Here is a 16464-nt window from a genome sequence, read left to right as displayed (position 1 = left end):
GAAATGGCGCAAACCGTGGAGCGGATATTGCTCTTGCCATGCGAGGACGATAAACACCGTGCCACCGACCCTTAAGGAGCCTCGAGGATGAGCCAGTCTTCCGCCACCGACGTTTTCTTCACGCGTTCTCTCGCCGACACCGATCCGGATATTTTCGGCTCGATCCAGAAGGAACTCGGTCGCCAGCGTCATGAGATCGAACTGATCGCCTCGGAGAACATCGTTTCGCGCGCCGTGCTCGAAGCGCAGGGCTCGATCATGACGAACAAGTATGCCGAAGGCTATCCGGGCAAGCGCTACTACGGCGGCTGCCAGTTCGTCGATATCGCCGAAGAGCTTGCCATCGAGCGCGCCAAGAAGCTGTTCGGCGTCAATTTCGCCAACGTGCAGCCGAACTCCGGCTCGCAGATGAACCAGGCCGTCTTCCTCGCGCTGCTCCAGCCGGGCGACACCTTCATGGGCCTCGACCTCAATTCGGGCGGTCACCTTACGCACGGCTCGCCGGTCAACATGTCCGGCAAGTGGTTCAACGTCGTTTCCTACGGCGTGCGTGAAGACGATCATCTGCTCGACATGGATGACGTCGCCGAAAAGGCCCGCAAGACCAAGCCGAAGCTCATCATCGCCGGCGGCACCGCTTACTCCCGCATCTGGGACTGGAAGCGTTTCCGCGAGATCGCCGATGAAGTCGGCGCCTATCTCATGGTCGACATGGCGCACATTGCCGGCCTCGTCGCCGGTGGCCAGCATCCGTCGCCGTTCCCGCATTGCCACGTCGCCACGACCACGACGCACAAGTCGCTGCGCGGCCCGCGCGGCGGCGTCGTCCTGACCAACGACGAGGACATCGCGAAGAAGATCAATTCGGCCGTCTTCCCGGGCCTGCAGGGTGGTCCGCTGATGCACATCATCGCCGCCAAGGCGGTCGCCTTCGGCGAAGCGCTGCAGCCCGAGTTCAAGGAATATGCCGCACAGGTCGTCAAGAATGCCAGAACGCTGGCCGAGACGCTGAGGGCCGGCGGTCTCGACATCGTTTCGGGCGGTACCGACAACCACCTGATGCTGGTCGACCTTCGCAAGAAGAACGCGACCGGCAAGCGCGCGGAAGCCGCTCTCGGCCGCGCCTATGTCACCTGCAACAAGAACGGCATCCCGTTCGACCCTGAAAAGCCGTTCGTCACGTCGGGTGTCCGCCTCGGCACGCCGGCCGGCACGACCCGCGGCTTCAAGGAAGCCGAGTTCAAGGAAATCGGCAACCTGATCGTCGAGGTTCTCGATGGCCTGAAGGTCGCCAACTCGGACGAAGGCAATGCAGCGGTCGAATCGGCCGTGCGGGAAAAGGTGGTGAAGCTCACCGACCGCTTCCCGATGTATTCCTACATGTAAGGAGCCGGTATGCGCTGCCCCTATTGCGGTTCGGAAGATTCGCAGGTGAAGGATTCCCGTCCTGCAGAGGACGGGGCCGCCATTCGCCGCCGGCGCATCTGCCCGGATTGCGGTGGTCGGTTCACGACCTTCGAGCGGGTGCAGTTGCGCGAACTGATGGTTGCCAAGAAGACGGGCCGCAAGGCCCCCTTCGACCGCGACAAGCTCCTGAGATCCTTCGAGATCGCGCTTCGCAAGCGGCCCGTCGACCGGGACCGCATCGAGCGCGCGGTCTCGGGCATCGTGCGCCGGCTTGAAAGCTCCGGCGAGACGGAAATCTCGTCCGAGGGGATCGGCCTGCAGGTGCTCGAGGCGCTGAAGGCGCTCGATGACGTGGGCTTCGTGCGCTACGCCTCGGTCTACCGCGATTTCTCCCATGTCGATGACTTCGAGAAGATTCTCGCAGAAGTCTCCGCCAAGATCGCCCGGGATCCGGGCGCAGACGGCTAGATGTCCGGCGGGGCCGAAGACGACAAGCGCTTCATGGCGGCGGCGATCCGCCTCTGCCGCCGCAATCTTGGCCTGACCGCAACCAATCCTTCCGTCGCCTGCCTGATCGTCAAGGATGGCCTGATCGTCGGTTCCGCCGTGACCGCGCCTGGCGGACGGCCGCATGCGGAAACGCAGGCTTTGGCTGCAGCCGGCGAGGCCGCGCGCGGCGCGACGGCCTATGTCACCCTCGAACCCTGTTCGCACCACGGCAAGACGCCACCCTGCGCCGATGCGCTGACCGCCTCGGGCGTCGCGCGGGTCGTCGTCTCGGTGACCGATCCAGACGAGCGCGTGGCGGGCAGGGGGCTTTCGATGTTGCGCAATGCCGGCATCGAGGTTGCGACGGGCCTGCTGGAGGCGGAAGGGCGCGATGCGCTTGCCGCCTACCTGACCCGGCAGACGAAGAAGCGCCCCTATGTGACTCTGAAGCTTGCCGTTTCCGCCGATGGCATGCTTGGCCGGCTCGGTGCGGGGCAGGTGGCAATCACCGGACCGGTCTCGCGTGGACAGGTCCATGTCCTGCGGGCCGAGACCGATGCGATTCTGGTCGGCATCGGCACGGCGCTTGCCGACGATCCGGAACTCACCTGCCGCCTGCCGGGGCTCGAAGCCCGCTCGCCGGTGCGTATCGTGCTCGATCCGCGGCTGGAGCTGTCGCCGGCATCGAAGCTGGCGCGGACGGCGCAACAGGTCCCGGTCATTGCGGTGACGGCGAAGGATGGCAGAGACGAACCGGCATTGGCAGCCCGGCAGGCGGCGCTCGAAGCGCTGGGTGTCGAGGTGCTCATCTGCGACCCGCACCGGCTCGATGCGCTGCTGGTCGCTCTCGCCACGCGCGGCATCTCCTCGCTGCTGGTCGAAGGCGGCGCGCGCACGGCGCAGTCCTTCCTCGATGCCGGGCTGGTCGACCGCATCCTGCTTTTCAGCGGCCGTGCGACCATTGGCAAGGACGGGGTCGCATCCCCATTTGTCTTCGGGCGGATGCCGGACGGGTTTTCGCTACGCCATAGCGTCCGCTATGGTGCGGACCGAATGCAAGAATACGAAAGAGACGATTGATGTTTACCGGCATTGTCACGGATATTGGAACGGTGGAGAAGGTCGAGCCCATGAATGAGGGGGTTCGCCTGCGCATACGCACCAGTTACGATCCCGCCACCATCGACATGGGCGCCTCCATCGCCCATTCCGGCACCTGCCTTACGGTCACGGCGTTGCCGGAAGAGGGGGCCAATTCCCGCTGGTTCGAGGTCGAGGCCTGGGAAGAAGCCCTGCGGCTGACGACGATCGGCACGTGGAAACCCGGCACGCACATCAATCTCGAGCGCTCGCTCAAGATCGGCGACGAACTCGGTGGCCACATCGTATCCGGCCATATCGACGGCAAGGCGGAAATCCTCTCCGTCGAGGAGGAGGGCGATGCCACGCGCTTCCGCATCCGCGCGCCGGAAGGCCTGGAGCGCTTTGTCGCACCGAAGGGGTCTGTCGCGCTTGATGGCACCTCGCTCACCGTCAACGCGGTCGACGGCGCGGTCTTTGACGTGCTCCTCATCCGCCATACGCTGGAAGTCACCACCTGGGGCGAGCGCAAGGCCGGCGACTTCATCAACTTCGAAGTCGATACCATGGCGCGCTATGCTGCGCGGCTGGCGGAGTTTCCCGCACCCAAGGCGTGACCACGGCGTGACTGCCGGCAGGCCCCGTTCCATATCAGTACAGGATAGACGCGGTAGAGTGCCCTCGGCGTAACGATATCGATACTTCTCGGCTCCTAGGGTGCGCGCATCGGACCCTGGGAGACCATTGACGACATGACGCCTGACTATCACACCCTGCTCCTGGCGATCGGGCTGTCCGGCTTCTGCCTTTCGGTGACGCTTTTTGCATCGTGGATGTCCGCGCGTGTCGAGCGGTTCCTGCTCTCCTGGTCTATCGGAATCGGCTGCATCGTTCCGGCTGTCGCCGCCTACAGCGTCTATTTCGAGAACCCGGATCTGCTCCTCGGATGCTTTGCCTTCCTGATGCACTTCGTGGGCTTCGCCTTCATCTACGGCGCGGCCTACCGCTTTCGCACCGGGCGCAGCGGACGCCGGCGCATGGTCTTCATCTTCGCTGCGAGCTCGGTCATCGTGCTGCCCTGGCTTGTCGCCGGCTATGACGGGATAGGCTTCATCGCGCTCAACCTCGTGGTGGCAGTCTGCCTCGTCGAAACGGCGCGGGAATACTGGCGCAGCCGGGACGAAGCGCTGATTCCGCTGACCGGTATCGTCGTCTTCTATCTGCTGACAGCGGTTTCCTTCACGCTTTGCGCGGCCGTGCTCATCCAGGATGGCCAATGGGTCATGGGACGCGCACCGGACAACTGGGCCGAAAATCTCAATCTCGTCATGGCGATCATCGGCATTACCGGCATCGGCGCCATGTCGCTGGCGCTCAACCAATGGCGCGTCGCGGGCAGCCACCAGCGCGCAGCACTCACCGATGCGCTGACCGGGCTTCTCAACCGCCGCGCCCTCTTCGAGCGCTACGGCGGCGAGCCGGTCAATGAGCACAGGGCAGCGGTTGCCTTCGACCTCGACAATTTCAAATCGGTCAACGATCTCTACGGCCATGCGGCCGGCGATGCAGTGCTGAAGGTCTTCGCCGATGTGCTGCGCGATACCTGCGGCACGGGCGCCTGCATCGCCCGTCTGGGCGGGGAAGAGTTCGTCGTGGTGCTGGATCGGACGCTGCCGGACCGGGCGCACCGCACGGCCGAGCATGTCCGCGCGAGCTTCGCCGCCAAGCTCATCCCCGTTGGCGGGCGCTCCATCACCTGCACGGTGAGCGCCGGCATCGCCTTTGGCGGTTCCCACTGCCCGAGTTTCGATGCGCTGTTCAGTAGTGCGGACAAGGCGCTCTACGAATCCAAGCGCAACGGCCGCAACTGCGTATCGCTGGTCGCCTGAAGCCGTCAGGCGCCGGGCTCGCCCTCCCAGTACGCGATATCCTCGCCGAGGCGGCCCATGGTGCGGAATTCAGTCCTGCCGCCCGTCGAAAGCCGCGTCTTCGCGAGGAATTTTCCGGAATCCGGATATTCGCAGATCTCCGTGGCCGCCATCGATGAGATGGAGAGGTATTTCAGCGGCACCGTGCCGGTATTGATGATCTGGTGCGCCGTCTCGGCCCCGCCGGCCGGCGCGCCGAGCACGTCGCCCGGGCCGACCAGATGCCGGTCGTCGCCGTAGCGATAGGTGCCGTGCCCCTCCAGAATGACGAAAAGCTCGTCCTCGACCTGATGGCTGTGGAAGGGGCAGCCGGATTTGCCGGGCGGCACCTCGCCATAACTGATGCCGAGATCCTTGAGGCCGAGCAGGGCTCCGAAGGATGTGTCGCGGGATTCGTAAAGCGTGCCTTGCGTCCAGTGCTCGAGTTGCAGTCCGGCGGGATTGACGATCGGCGGTTTTTGCGCGCTCATGGCAGGTCTCCTCGTGACGATCGCACATCGTTCGTAGTTTGTTCTGCAATGTCAATCCGGTTGCCGGGGCGCAAGCGCCGCCGGCGGGTGAAAACGGCCCGGATGATGGAAATAGCTTGCCAAGCCTCGCCCGTCGTGGTTTGACCGCCGCCTCTGCCCGCACATGCGTGGCCTGCCTCCAATTTTCAGGTGATTCATGGCCAACACCGATAATCCCCATCTCCTCATCGTCGAGGCTCGGTTCTACGACGACATGGCCGATGCAATGCTCGACGGCGCCAAGCATGCGCTCGACACTGCCGGCGCCACCTACGATGTCGCGACCGTCATGGGCGCGCTCGAAATCCCGGCTGCGATCTCCATGGCGCTCGACGGCATGGAAAACGGCGGCACCTGGTATGACGGTTTCGTCGCGCTCGGCATGGTCATCCGTGGCGAGACCTACCATTTCGACATCGTCGCCAACGAATCCAGCCGTGCGCTGATGGACCTGTCCATCGGCGAGGGCCTGGCCATCGGCAACGGTATCCTCACCGTCGAGAACGACCAGCAGGCCTGGGCGCGTGCGCGGCGGTCGGAAGGCGACAAGGGGGGCTTTGCGGCCCGCGCGGCGCTGACCATGATTGAACTGAAGAAGAAACTGGGCGGCGAACAGTGACGGACAAGGACCAGCAGCCGGTCAAGCCGGCCAACCAGCGCGGCGCGGCACGCCTTGCCGCCGTGCAGGCACTTTACCAGATGGATGTCGGCGGCACGGGCGTGCTCGAGATCGTCGCCGAATACGAAGCGCATCGCCTCGGCCAGGAACTCGATGGCGACACGTACCTGAAGGCGGACGCTTCCTGGTTCCGCTCGATCGTTGCGGGCGTCGTGCGCGACCAGCGCCAGCTCGACCCGATGATCGGCGCGGCGCTGCAGGACGACTGGGCGCTTTCCCGTCTCGATTCGACCGTGCGCGCCATCCTGCGCGCCGGCACGTTCGAGCTTCGCGAGCGCAAGGACGTGCCGATCGCCGTGATCGTCACGGAATATGTCGAGATCGCCAAGGCGTTCTTCGAAGACGAGGAGCCGAAACTGGTGAATGCGGTGCTGGACCGGATCGCCAAGCAGATCCGGCCCGATACACGCAAGTAAACGGTAGATGAGATGAGCACGGGTACGGTCGAAGGTCTTGAACGGGAGCTTTCGGCCGCACGCCGCAACGTCTTCCTGCTGACATTGGCGCAGGCGCTGCTCGCCTCCGCCGGTCCCATCGTGTTTTCCGTCGGCGGTCTTGCCGGTTACAATCTGCTCGGCGAGGACAAGTCCCTCGCGACCGCTCCGCTCACCGGCTTCAACATCGGCGTGGCGCTGGGCGCCATCTTCGTCGCGATTGCGGCGCGCATGCTGGGCCGGGCCTATGGTTTCATCGTCGGTGCGCTCATCGGGGCGGCAGGCGGCCTGATCGCCGCCATCGCGCTGTTCCGCGGCGATTTCTGGCTCTTTGCATCCGGTTTCGTGCTTGTCGGCATTTCGGGCGGCTTTGCCCAGAAGATCCGCTTTGCAGCGGCCGATGCCTCGCCGTCCTTCTACAAGCCGCGCGCGATTTCCTGGATTCTTGCGGGCGGCGTCATTTCCGCCGTGCTCGGCCCACAGGTGGTCATCCTTACCAAGGATCTTTTTGAACCGGTGCTCTTTGCCGGTGCTTTCGTCGCGCTCGCGCCGCTGTGCGGCCTGGCGATCCTGCTGTTCCTGTTCCTGCGTCTGCCCGACCACAAGGCGGCGGGCGCCGCGAGCGGGGAGGCGGCGCGTCCGCTCATGGAAATCGTGCTGACCCAGCGGTTCCTGACCGGGATGGTCTGCGGCATTTCCTCCTATGCCCTGATGACCTTCATGATGACCGGCGCGCCGCTTGCCATGGTCATCGGCTGCGGCTTCTCGCCGGAAATGGCGACGCTCGGCATCCAGTGGCACGTGCTTGCCATGTTCGCGCCGAGTTTCTTCACCGGCATGCTGATCCAGCGGTTCGGCACGGAAAAGGTGGTTGCCGCCGGCCTGCTCATCCTGATGGCCTGCGCGGCCGTCGCGCATTCGGGCATCGAGCTTTGGAACTTCTGGGGTGCGCTCATCCTGCTGGGGGTCGGCTGGAATTTCGGCTTCATCGGCTCCACCGCCATCATCGCCTCCAGCTATCGGCCGCACGAGGCCGACAAGGTCCAGGGGTTCCACGACATCATCCTGTTCGGCGCCGTAGCGCTCGCCTCCTTCTCCTCCGGCCAGGTGTTCAACGCCTATGGCTGGCAGGCGATCAACCTGATGTTCTGGCCGATCACCGGCGTCAGCCTCGTTCTAGTCCTGCTGCTACTTTTGCGTTCGCGCCCCGCAAACGCCTGAGCTGCTTCCCAAGGTCCAAGCCGAAAAATCCAGCGCAGCGCACCGCTTGGCGTGCGGCGGCTTGACGCAGCCGATTCGCAACCGCAATCTGGCCGCGCGTCCGCTCCCGGCTTGTGAGGTGGCAGGCAGGGGCGGGCGTTTTCTCGGCTGCGGGGGGAGGACCCTGTGGCCTCCAAGGAGGACAGAGCGAAATGACCATATTGTTTGGCGTTATCGCATGCGGGTTGCTTTCGGTGGTCTATGCCATCTGGGCGACACGGTCGGTGCTGGCCGCTGACCAGGGGAATGCCCGCATGCAGGAAATAGCAGGTTATATCCGGGAAGGGGCGCAGGCCTATCTTACCCGGCAATACAAAACAATTGCCATCGTCGGGATCGTCGTCTTCATCGGCGCCTGGCTACTGCTTTCCGCAACGGCTGCCGTCGGTTTCCTTATCGGGGCCGTTCTGTCGGGCGTCGCCGGCTTCATCGGCATGCATGTTTCTGTCCGTGCCAATGTGCGCACGGCGCAGGCCGCATCCGTCAGCCTGTCCTCCGGCCTCGACATCGCCTTCAAGTCAGGCGCGATCACCGGCATGCTGGTGGCTGGTCTGGCCCTTCTTGGTGTCTCGATCTATTTCTGGGTTCTGACCGGCGTGCTCGGCCAGGAACCTGCCTCGCGCGAGGTTGTCGATTCGCTCGTCGCGCTCGGTTTCGGCGCCTCGCTGATCTCCATCTTCGCCCGTCTCGGCGGCGGTATCTTCACCAAGGGTGCGGATGTCGGCGGCGACCTTGTCGGCAAGGTGGAGGCCGGCATTCCTGAAGACGACCCGCGCAACCCGGCGACCATCGCCGACAATGTGGGCGACAATGTCGGCGACTGCGCCGGCATGGCCGCCGACCTCTTCGAGACCTATGCGGTGACGGTTGTCGCCACCATGGTTCTTGCCGCGATCTTCTTTGCCGGCACGCCTGTTCTCGAGAGCGCCATGATCTATCCGCTGGCGATCTGCGGCGCCTGCATCATCACCTCGATCATCGGCGCCTTCTTCGTCAAGCTGGGCACCAACGGCTCGATCATGGGCGCCCTCTATAAGGGCCTGATCGTGACGGGGGCACTGTCGATCCTCGGCCTTGGAGCCGCGACGTCGCTTACTGTCGGCTGGGGTGCCATCGGCACGGTGGCCGGAAAGGAGATAACCGGGACGAACCTCTTCCTTTGCGGCGTGCTCGGACTGGTGGTCACGGCGCTCATCGTGGTGATCACCGAATATTATACGGGCACCAACAAGCGTCCGGTGAACTCGATCGCCCAGGCGTCGGTCACCGGCCACGGCACCAACGTCATCCAGGGCCTCGCGGTCTCGCTGGAATCGACGGCCCTGCCGGCAATCGTCATCGTCGGCGGCATCATCTCCACCTACCAGCTTGCCGGCCTCTTCGGCACGGGCATCGCCGTGACCGGCATGCTCGGCATTGCCGGCATGATCGTGGCGCTCGACGCTTTCGGCCCGGTCACCGACAATGCCGGCGGCATTGCCGAAATGTCGGGGCTCGATCCGGAAGTGCGCAAGTCGACCGACGCGCTCGATGCCGTCGGCAATACGACGAAGGCCGTCACCAAGGGCTATGCGATCGGTTCGGCCGGTCTTGGCGCTCTGGTGCTCTTCGCCGCCTATTCGAACGACCTTGCCTACTTTGCGGCGAACGGGGAGAAGTATCCCTATTTCGCGGATATGGGACCGATCTCCTTCGATCTGTCCAATCCCTATGTGGTGGCGGGCCTCATCTTCGGCGGCCTGATACCTTATCTGTTCGGCGGCATCGCGATGACCTCCGTCGGTCGTGCGGCAGGGGCTATCGTCGAGGAAGTGCGCAGGCAGTTCCGCGAGAAGCCGGGCATCATGGCCGGCACGGAACGGCCGGACTATGGCCGGGCAGTGGACCTTCTGACCAAGGCGGCGATCCGCGAAATGATCGTGCCTTCGCTGTTGCCGGTTCTGGCGCCGCTCGTCGTCTATTTCGGCGTGCTGCTCATTTCCGGTTCCAAGGCCTCGGCCTTCGCCGCCCTCGGCGCATCGCTTCTCGGCGTCATCGTCAACGGCCTTTTCGTTGCGATCTCCATGACTTCCGGCGGCGGTGCGTGGGACAATGCCAAGAAGAGCTTCGAGGACGGCTTCGTCGACAAGGACGGCAACCGGCACATGAAGGGTTCGGAAGCCCACAAGGCCTCCGTCACCGGCGACACCGTCGGCGATCCCTACAAGGATACGGCGGGCCCCGCTGTGAACCCGGCGATCAAGATCACGAATATCGTGGCCCTGCTGCTGCTGGCCGTTCTCGCCTGATCTTCAGGATGTGCAAACAAAAAACCGCGGGGAGCGATCCCCGCGGTTTTTTTGTGTTTGTTCGTGGAAGTCGGTCAGTTGTTGCCGAAGACGTTCTTGAGCATGGAGCCCGGATTGGCCCCGCCACGCAGCAACTGGCCGAGGAAGGTGGTTTCGGCCCCGCCCGTCGGCGTCACGCGCGCGATCATGTCGAAGACCTTGCCGTCCTGCAGCGTGTAGTGAGCAAGGCGTCCCACATTGCCGTCCTTGTCGAAATAGACGGCGAGTACGCTCTGCTCGACGATCTTCGGCTTCATGAAGGCCGCGGCACGCTTACGCTTCTGCGAAATGTAGTAGAAGACCTCGTTGTCGAAGGTTGCGGTCGAGGATGGCGTGCCCAGCGACAGCAGAACCTGCTCCCGGGAGGAGCCGACCGGTGCAAGCGCCAGCGTTTCCTGGTCGACGACATAGCCCTGATACAGCACTTCGCTCGGGCCCTGGCAGCCAGCGAGAACCGTTGTCGAGAGGGTGACGGCAATGGCGGCGTTACGCAGCAACTTCATATTCACATAATCTCTCTTCACAACATCCCCGGGACTATGATGGCCGCGCAGCCATTGCAATTCATGCCTGCTTCGGTAAACCAGCTTCGACCGTCATGCAACATGACATGCAACGGCTCCATGATTTGAATCGGGCAAAACTAGGCTTTATGATGATTTTCGGCCTGTTCGGCAAAAAAAACGGCAATCGGCGTATTGTCGAAAAGCAGTACGCGACCCTTACGAAGGCGGCGCGGCATCCCTATCTCTATGAGACGCTTGATGTTCCTGACACGGTCATGGGACGCTTCGATATGCTGTCGGCCATATTGATCCTCTACTTCCGGCGCACGCGCGCAAGCGGTACGTCTGGTCAGGAGATCGCCCAGGAGATCGTCGATGCGTTCTTCGAGGACGTCGATCATTCGATTCGCGAACTCGGCGTCGGCGATGTCGGCGTGCCGAAGCGCATGAAGAAATTTGCCGGCATGTTCTACGGTCGGCTGGAATCCTATGCGGCCGCGCTCGACACCGGAGATCGCGACGGGCTGGCTGCGGCGCTCCGGCGTAATATCTATCCGCAAGCGGATGAGACCGCGCCGTCGATGGCAGGATTGGCCGCCTATCTCTTCGCCGCCGAAAAGGCGATGGCGGGGGTGGGCGAGAATGAGATCGAGGTGGGTGCGCTTGATGTGGCGGAACCCGGTCCTGAAGAAGCGGCCGCCTGAGCGGCCGGAAGGCAGACGATGAAGAACGACGACGAGACTCCATTTTCCTACCGGGTCAAGGTGGGGCATATCTCGGCCAACCCGGTCGAGGTGACGATCAGCGCCAATGATGAAGAGCGCGCGGGGCTGGCCGAACTTTGGTCCGTTCTGGATGTGAAGGCGCTCTCGGCGACCTTTCAGGTGTTGCGCTGGAAGCGCGACGGCGTGCGCATCAAGGGCCGCGTGACCGCCGAGATCGTGCAGGCCTGCGTGGTCACGCTCGATCCGGTGGAATCCCATATCGACGAGCCGATCGAGGTGATTTTCGTGCCGGAGGGCTCGAAGCTCGCGCGGCTTCCGGTGGCAACCGATACCGGTGAAATGCTGCTCGACCCCGAAGGCCCGGACGCACCGGAAGTCTTCACCGGCGACACGATCGACGCCGGCGCGGTCGCTGCCGAACATGTGGCGCTGGCCATCGATCCCTATCCACGCAAGCCCGATACGGCCTTTGCTGGCCATATCGAAAGCAGCGACGAGGACGACCGCAAGCCGTCGCCCTTTGCCGTCCTGAAGGACTGGAAAAAAGACTGAACGGCCCTAACAGCGCCCGATAATTCAGTTGTGCCCCCGGCGAAAAGCGGTATTTTGGCCGAATTCCGCCATGGTGGGCCCCTCTGCCGCTGGAACAAGAAAGTAAGGCGAGACACGCGTGGTCAGAATTTCAGTCGACGTCATGGGTGGCGATTTCGGTCCGAAGGTCGCTATCCCCGGCGCAGCCAAGGCCCTTGAGCGTCATCCCGAAATACGCTTCGTGCTCTACGGCATTGCCGCTGAATGCGAGCCCCTGCTGGATCAGTATCCGAAGCTGAAAGCGGCAAGCGTCTTCCATCACTGCGATGTCGCCGTCGCCATGGACGAGAAGCCGAGCCAGGCGCTGCGCCGCGGCCGTGGCAAATCCTCGATGTGGCAGGCGATCGATGCCGTGGCGAAGAACGAGGCCGACGTCGCCGTTTCCGCCGGCAATACCGGCGCGCTGATGGCCATGTCGAAGTTCTGTCTCCGCATGATGGCCAATATCGAACGCCCGGCCATTGCCGGCATCTGGCCGACCCTGAAAGGGGAAAGTATCGTGCTGGACGTCGGCGCGACGATCGGCGCCGATGCCAACCAGCTTTTCGACTTCGCGCTGATGGGCGGCGCCATGGCGCGCGCGCTCTTCGAGATCGACAAGCCGACGCTCGGCCTGCTCAATGTCGGCGTCGAGGAGATCAAGGGCCAGGAAGAGGTCAAGGCCGCCGGCCAGCTCATCCGCGAGGCCAATTTCGACACGATTGACTACTATGGCTTCGTCGAAGGCGACGATATCGGTCGCGGTACGGTGGATGTCGTGGTGACGGAAGGTTTTGCCGGCAATATTGCGCTGAAGACGGCGGAAGGCACAGCGCGGCAGATCGCCGAATATCTGCGCTCCGCCATGTCGCGCACATGGCTTGCCAAGCTCGGCTACCTTCTGGCCAAAAGCGCCTTCGACCGGGTGCGCGAGAAGATGGACCCGCGCAAGGTCAACGGTGGTGTATTCCTTGGCCTGAACGGCATCGTCATCAAGAGCCACGGCGGCACGGATGTCGAGGGCTTTGCCGCGGCGGTGGATGTCGGCTACGACATGGCCCGCAACGGTCTCAGGGACAAGATCGAAAAAGATTTGCAGAAGTATCACGCGGGCCGGCCTGTCGAAGGCGCCCAGGGCGTGAACGACGAGGTATAGAATGATTCGTTCAGTGATCCGCGGTTTCGGAGCGGCGCTTCCGAAGCGGGTGCTCAGCAATGCCGAGCTGGAAAGCATGGTCGACACGTCCGACGAGTGGATCGTGCAGCGCACCGGCATCCGCCAGCGCTATATTGCCGGCGAGGGGGAGACCACGGCTTCGCTCGGCGAATCCGCCGCGCGCGCCGCGCTGGACAAGGCCGGCCTCACCGCCGCTGACATCGACGTCATCATCGTTGCGACCTCGACGCCGGACAACACCTTTCCCGCGACCGCGGTCAACATCCAGAACCGCCTCGGCATGCATCACGGCTTTGCCTTCGACGTGCAGGCCGTCTGCTCCGGCTTCGTCTATGCGGTGACAACGGCGGATGCCTATATCCGCGGCGGCCTTGCAAAGCGCGTCCTCGTGATCGGCGCAGAGACCTTTTCGCGCATCCTCGACTGGACAGACCGCACGACCTGCGTGCTGTTCGGCGACGGTGCGGGCGCGATCATCCTGGAAGCGCAGGAAGGGGCAGGGACCAATACAGACCGCGGCGTGCTGACGACGCAGCTGCGCTCCGACGGCGCGCACCGCGAAAAGCTCTATGTCGATGGTGGCCCGTCCACGACCGGAACGGTCGGGCACCTGCGCATGGAGGGCCGCGAGGTCTTCAAGCATGCGGTGGGCATGATCACCGATGTCGTCTACTCGTCCTTCGACGCGACCGGTTTCAACGCGGATGACGTCGACTGGCTTGTGCCGCACCAGGCGAACAAGCGCATCATCGATGGTTCGGCGAAGAAGCTGGGCATTCCGCTGGAAAAAGTCGTCGTGACCGTCGACCTGCATGGCAATACGTCGGCGGCGTCGATCCCGCTGGCGCTCGCCACGGCGGCTGAGGACGGGCGGATCAAGCAAGGCGATCTGGTGCTTCTGGAGGCCATGGGCGGCGGCTTCACCTGGGGCGCGGTGCTGCTGCGCTGGTAGGCGCGAACACGCTCGGCAAAAGTGGGAAACGCGGCATGTGCCGGCACGGATCGAAGCCTGCGCGGGGCCGCTTGACCCGAGGGGCCAAGGACAATACTCTTCCGCCACTAACCATACGCTTTCAATAGGAAATCGGTGAGGAACGATGAGCGGAAAAACGGTGACACGCGCAGATCTGGCCGAATCGGTTTTCCGAAAGGTCGGCCTTTCCAGAACCGAATCCGCAGAGCTTGTGGAAACCGTGATCGATGAGATCTGCAACGCCATCGTGCGGGGCGAGAGCGTAAAGCTCTCTTCCTTTGCGACCTTCCAGGTTCGCGACAAGAACGAGCGCATCGGCCGCAACCCGAAGACCGGCGAGGAAGTGCCGATTTCGCCACGCCGCGTCATGACCTTCAAGGCGTCGAACGTGCTGAAGCAGCGGGTGCTGAAGTCCCATCTCTCGCGCAAGGCGAAACTGAAGCCGGCTTCGCCCGCAGCCTGAGCGATTTTCATGCCTGTTGCCGGGCGGCGGCAATTTGAAACTTGAATACCGCCCGACAACCCGCTGAAATGAATACGATTCGCCAGCGCCCCGTTGTGCCGGTGGCGTAACCTTTCATCGAGGGTAGAATGGAAAAGAGCCCGGACGCTTTCCGCACCATCAGCGAAGTTGCCGACGATCTCGACCTGCCGCAGCATGTGCTGCGTTTCTGGGAGACGCGCTTCACGCAGATCAAGCCGATGAAGCGCGGCGGCGGACGGCGTTATTACCGCCCCGAGGACGTCGATCTCCTGAAGGGCATCCGGCATCTGCTCTACGATCACGGCTATACGATCAAGGGCGTGCAGAAGCTGCTCAAGGTCAATGGCAACAGGTTTGTCGCCGCCATCGCGAGCGGTGATCTTGCCACCGTCGAGGCGCTGGCCGCCGCCAGCCACGAGGATCCCACACCACCGAAGGCCGGCAGCGACGAGGACCAGATCGTCGGCCGCGCAAAGGCGCCCGCCAGCCGCCGCTTCTTTTCCTTCGTCGGCGGCAGCGACGAAGCGCCGGAAATCTCGCTCGGCAAGACGAGCGTCGGCAAGGAAGACCGCGCCCTGCTTCAGGAAGCGCTCTACGACCTGCTCGAATGCAAGCGTCTGCTCGATCAGGTACGCTGATCCTCAGGGCGGGCAGGGCATTCGTGCTCCTTCAAGCGAGGACACATGCCCTGTTGCGGCCCCGCGCCATATCCCGCATGAATTTGCTGAAACCAGCCAAGCCTGTCAGGCCATGCGGCCTTTCATGCTGTTTTCGTGGGCGTCAATACCGGCAATTTCCAGCGCGGCCCGTAGCAGGAATGCGGAAGCAGCATGCCGGTGCAGCTGTCTCACTCGCGCAGCGCTGTCGGTTCCCAACCGCGCGTGAAACCACGCCCCATCGCGGCGCGCGTCAGTTCCAGTTGGCGCCGGAGATGGGCGCAATCGGCGAGGAGCGTCGCGATCGCGGCTCGGGCATCGCCGTCATGCCAGGCTAGCGTGGCGCATATGGCATCGTTCTCGTCCAGGCCTGGAGCCTTCTCGGCTTCGTACTCGTGAAGCGGTCGCACGACTGCAATCTCCTGTGGGTGCACAGCAAGCCTTTGAATGAACTGCCGAAAATGAATGTTCTGATGTTTGTTCTTATTATGTTCCAATTTGCATTGGAGTCAACCAGCCAAAGGGCAATCCCAAACGAAAAAGCCCCGCACTATGGCGGGGCAAACAAGCGTCACGGTTTGGCTCGGTGACGCGGGGGAGTGCTCGCAAATGACAAGCGAGCAAAGGCACTGTACGACTTTCGTCTAATGTCCGGGAAGGTCCGATTTGGCGTTTCCGGTACGGTTACGAAAAGAAATCCAGGGGGATCCCGCCGCCCGACGGCAGACAATTATCCACATTTGTTCCATCTTCCGATTTTTGGGCTTGCATCCAAAACACTGAGAATATAGAGGTTTGCGCGGTCCGGAATGTAGCGCAGCCCGGTAGCGCACTTGACTGGGGGTCAAGGGGTCGTGGGTTCGAATCCCGCCATTCCGACCATTTTTCCTTTTATCGCTGATACATATGAAAGTTCCCCCCGCATGGAACTTTCATCCTCCCGTTGCGTTTCCATGTGCCGGCTGTCGCGCCGGTAACATCTGGAGCTTGAGGAGACGCATATGGAAGACGCAGGTATCGGCTGGATCGCGGCCATCATCATCGGCGGTGTCGCCGGCTGGCTCGCCGAAATGTTCATGAAAAGCAGCATGGGCCTGCTGATGAACATCGTGCTCGGGATCGTAGGCGCCGCGGTGGCAAATCTCTTGCTGGGCCTGATCGGCGTCTCGCTGGGCGGCTGGATCGGTTATCTCATCGCCGGCTTCATCGGCGCCTGTATCCTTATCGCGCTGGCCCGAGCGATCAGACGATAGACCGGTG

19 protein-coding genes and 1 tRNA gene are annotated in these 16464 nt (G+C 63.1%); 17 read left to right on the top strand and 3 right to left on the bottom strand.

Going from position 1 to position 16464, the window contains the following annotated elements; translation table 11 throughout:
- Positions 1 to 87: 87 nt before the first annotated feature.
- From glyA to WA950_RS16720, 5 genes are all read left to right on the top strand, one after another.
- Positions 88 to 1386 (top strand): serine hydroxymethyltransferase, encoded by a 1299-nt coding sequence (gene glyA / locus WA950_RS16740; protein WP_424552849.1) that lies wholly within the window; start codon positions 88 to 90, stop codon positions 1384 to 1386.
- Between the two features lie 9 nt (positions 1387 to 1395).
- On the top strand, positions 1396 to 1875 hold the full coding sequence (gene nrdR / locus WA950_RS16735; protein ID WP_424552848.1) for a transcriptional regulator NrdR: 480 nt from the start codon (positions 1396 to 1398) through the stop codon (positions 1873 to 1875).
- A complete protein-coding gene (gene ribD, locus WA950_RS16730) occupies positions 1876 to 2976 on the top strand; it encodes a bifunctional diaminohydroxyphosphoribosylaminopyrimidine deaminase/5-amino-6-(5-phosphoribosylamino)uracil reductase RibD (RefSeq protein ID WP_424552847.1) in 1101 nt (366 codons plus the stop codon).
- Complete coding sequence (locus WA950_RS16725) at positions 2976 to 3593, top strand: riboflavin synthase (RefSeq protein WP_424552846.1); 618 nt, start codon at positions 2976 to 2978, stop codon at positions 3591 to 3593. The genes ribD and WA950_RS16725 overlap by 1 nt, the downstream gene beginning before the upstream one ends.
- A gap of 135 nt (positions 3594 to 3728) precedes the next feature.
- Positions 3729 to 4865 carry a GGDEF domain-containing protein gene (locus tag WA950_RS16720; RefSeq protein ID WP_424552845.1) on the top strand — a complete coding sequence of 379 codons (1137 nt, stop codon included), beginning with the start codon at positions 3729 to 3731 and terminating at the stop codon, positions 4863 to 4865.
- Positions 4866 to 4870: 5 nt separating this feature from the next.
- On the opposite strand, the gene WA950_RS16715 is transcribed toward WA950_RS16720, so the two are convergent.
- On the bottom strand, positions 4871 to 5374 hold the full coding sequence (locus WA950_RS16715) for a cupin domain-containing protein (RefSeq protein ID WP_424552844.1): 504 nt from the start codon (positions 5372 to 5374) through the stop codon (positions 4871 to 4873).
- A gap of 196 nt (positions 5375 to 5570) precedes the next feature.
- Here WA950_RS16715 and ribH point away from each other — a divergent pair, with 196 nt between their 5' ends.
- The 4 genes from ribH (at position 5571) to WA950_RS16695 (ending at position 10074) form a co-directional block, all read left to right on the top strand.
- Complete coding sequence (ribH, locus tag WA950_RS16710) at positions 5571 to 6032, top strand: 6,7-dimethyl-8-ribityllumazine synthase (protein ID WP_424552843.1); 462 nt, start codon at positions 5571 to 5573, stop codon at positions 6030 to 6032.
- Positions 6029 to 6508, top strand: a complete 480-nt coding sequence (gene nusB / locus WA950_RS16705; protein ID WP_424552842.1) for a transcription antitermination factor NusB — start codon at positions 6029 to 6031, stop codon at positions 6506 to 6508. Before ribH ends, nusB begins: the two co-directional genes overlap by 4 nt.
- Positions 6509 to 6520: 12 nt before the next feature.
- Positions 6521 to 7747, top strand: a complete 1227-nt coding sequence (locus tag WA950_RS16700; protein WP_424552841.1) for an MFS transporter — start codon at positions 6521 to 6523, stop codon at positions 7745 to 7747.
- Between the two features lie 191 nt (positions 7748 to 7938).
- Positions 7939 to 10074 carry a sodium-translocating pyrophosphatase gene (locus tag WA950_RS16695; protein WP_424552840.1) on the top strand — a complete coding sequence of 712 codons (2136 nt, stop codon included), beginning with the start codon at positions 7939 to 7941 and terminating at the stop codon, positions 10072 to 10074.
- Positions 10075 to 10148: 74 nt separating this feature from the next.
- Here the strand turns inward: WA950_RS16695 and WA950_RS16690 are convergent, their stop codons facing one another.
- A complete protein-coding gene (locus tag WA950_RS16690; RefSeq protein WP_424552839.1) occupies positions 10149 to 10616 on the bottom strand; it encodes an outer membrane protein assembly factor BamE in 468 nt (155 codons plus the stop codon).
- Between the two features lie 152 nt (positions 10617 to 10768).
- Here WA950_RS16690 and WA950_RS16685 point away from each other — a divergent pair, with 152 nt between their 5' ends.
- The 6 genes from WA950_RS16685 (at position 10769) to WA950_RS16660 (ending at position 15186) form a co-directional block, all read left to right on the top strand.
- The gene (locus WA950_RS16685) at positions 10769 to 11323 is read left to right on the top strand and encodes a ubiquinol-cytochrome C chaperone family protein (protein ID WP_424552971.1); all 555 of its coding nucleotides are present in this window, start codon (positions 10769 to 10771) and stop codon (positions 11321 to 11323) included.
- Positions 11324 to 11341: 18 nt separating this feature from the next.
- Entirely contained in the window at positions 11342 to 11896 is a 555-nt protein-coding gene (locus tag WA950_RS16680; protein ID WP_424552838.1) for a YceD family protein, read from the top strand.
- Positions 11897 to 12014: 118 nt separating this feature from the next.
- Complete coding sequence (gene plsX / locus WA950_RS16675; protein WP_424552837.1) at positions 12015 to 13070, top strand: phosphate acyltransferase PlsX; 1056 nt, start codon at positions 12015 to 12017, stop codon at positions 13068 to 13070.
- 1 nt (position 13071) lies between these two features.
- Positions 13072 to 14043: a beta-ketoacyl-ACP synthase III gene (locus tag WA950_RS16670; protein WP_424552836.1), complete on the top strand. Its 972-nt coding sequence runs from the start codon at positions 13072 to 13074 to the stop codon at positions 14041 to 14043.
- Positions 14044 to 14188: 145 nt separating this feature from the next.
- Positions 14189 to 14527 carry an integration host factor subunit alpha gene (locus WA950_RS16665; protein WP_424552835.1) on the top strand — a complete coding sequence of 113 codons (339 nt, stop codon included), beginning with the start codon at positions 14189 to 14191 and terminating at the stop codon, positions 14525 to 14527.
- 128 nt (positions 14528 to 14655) lie between these two features.
- Positions 14656 to 15186, top strand: coding sequence for a MerR family transcriptional regulator (locus WA950_RS16660; RefSeq protein WP_424552834.1), 531 nt, complete (start codon positions 14656 to 14658; stop codon positions 15184 to 15186).
- Between the two features lie 209 nt (positions 15187 to 15395).
- Here WA950_RS16660 and WA950_RS16655 read toward each other — a convergent pair whose 3' ends face one another.
- Positions 15396 to 15614: a dehydrogenase gene (locus WA950_RS16655; RefSeq protein ID WP_424552833.1), complete on the bottom strand. Its 219-nt coding sequence runs from the start codon at positions 15612 to 15614 to the stop codon at positions 15396 to 15398.
- A gap of 395 nt (positions 15615 to 16009) precedes the next feature.
- Between WA950_RS16655 and WA950_RS16650 the strand changes: the two genes are divergently transcribed.
- Both WA950_RS16650 and WA950_RS16645 read left to right on the top strand, forming a co-directional pair.
- Positions 16010 to 16086 (top strand) — tRNA-Pro (locus WA950_RS16650).
- A gap of 119 nt (positions 16087 to 16205) precedes the next feature.
- Positions 16206 to 16457, top strand: coding sequence for a GlsB/YeaQ/YmgE family stress response membrane protein (locus tag WA950_RS16645; RefSeq protein WP_424552832.1), 252 nt, complete (start codon positions 16206 to 16208; stop codon positions 16455 to 16457).
- Positions 16458 to 16464 lie beyond the last annotated feature (7 nt).

It is taken from the genome of Shinella sp. (genome assembly GCF_049651085.1).
Taxonomy (GTDB): domain Bacteria; phylum Pseudomonadota; class Alphaproteobacteria; order Rhizobiales; family Rhizobiaceae; genus Shinella.
Note: the sequence above shows the minus strand (reverse complement) of the source record. Positions and strands in the feature narration are given on the sequence as shown.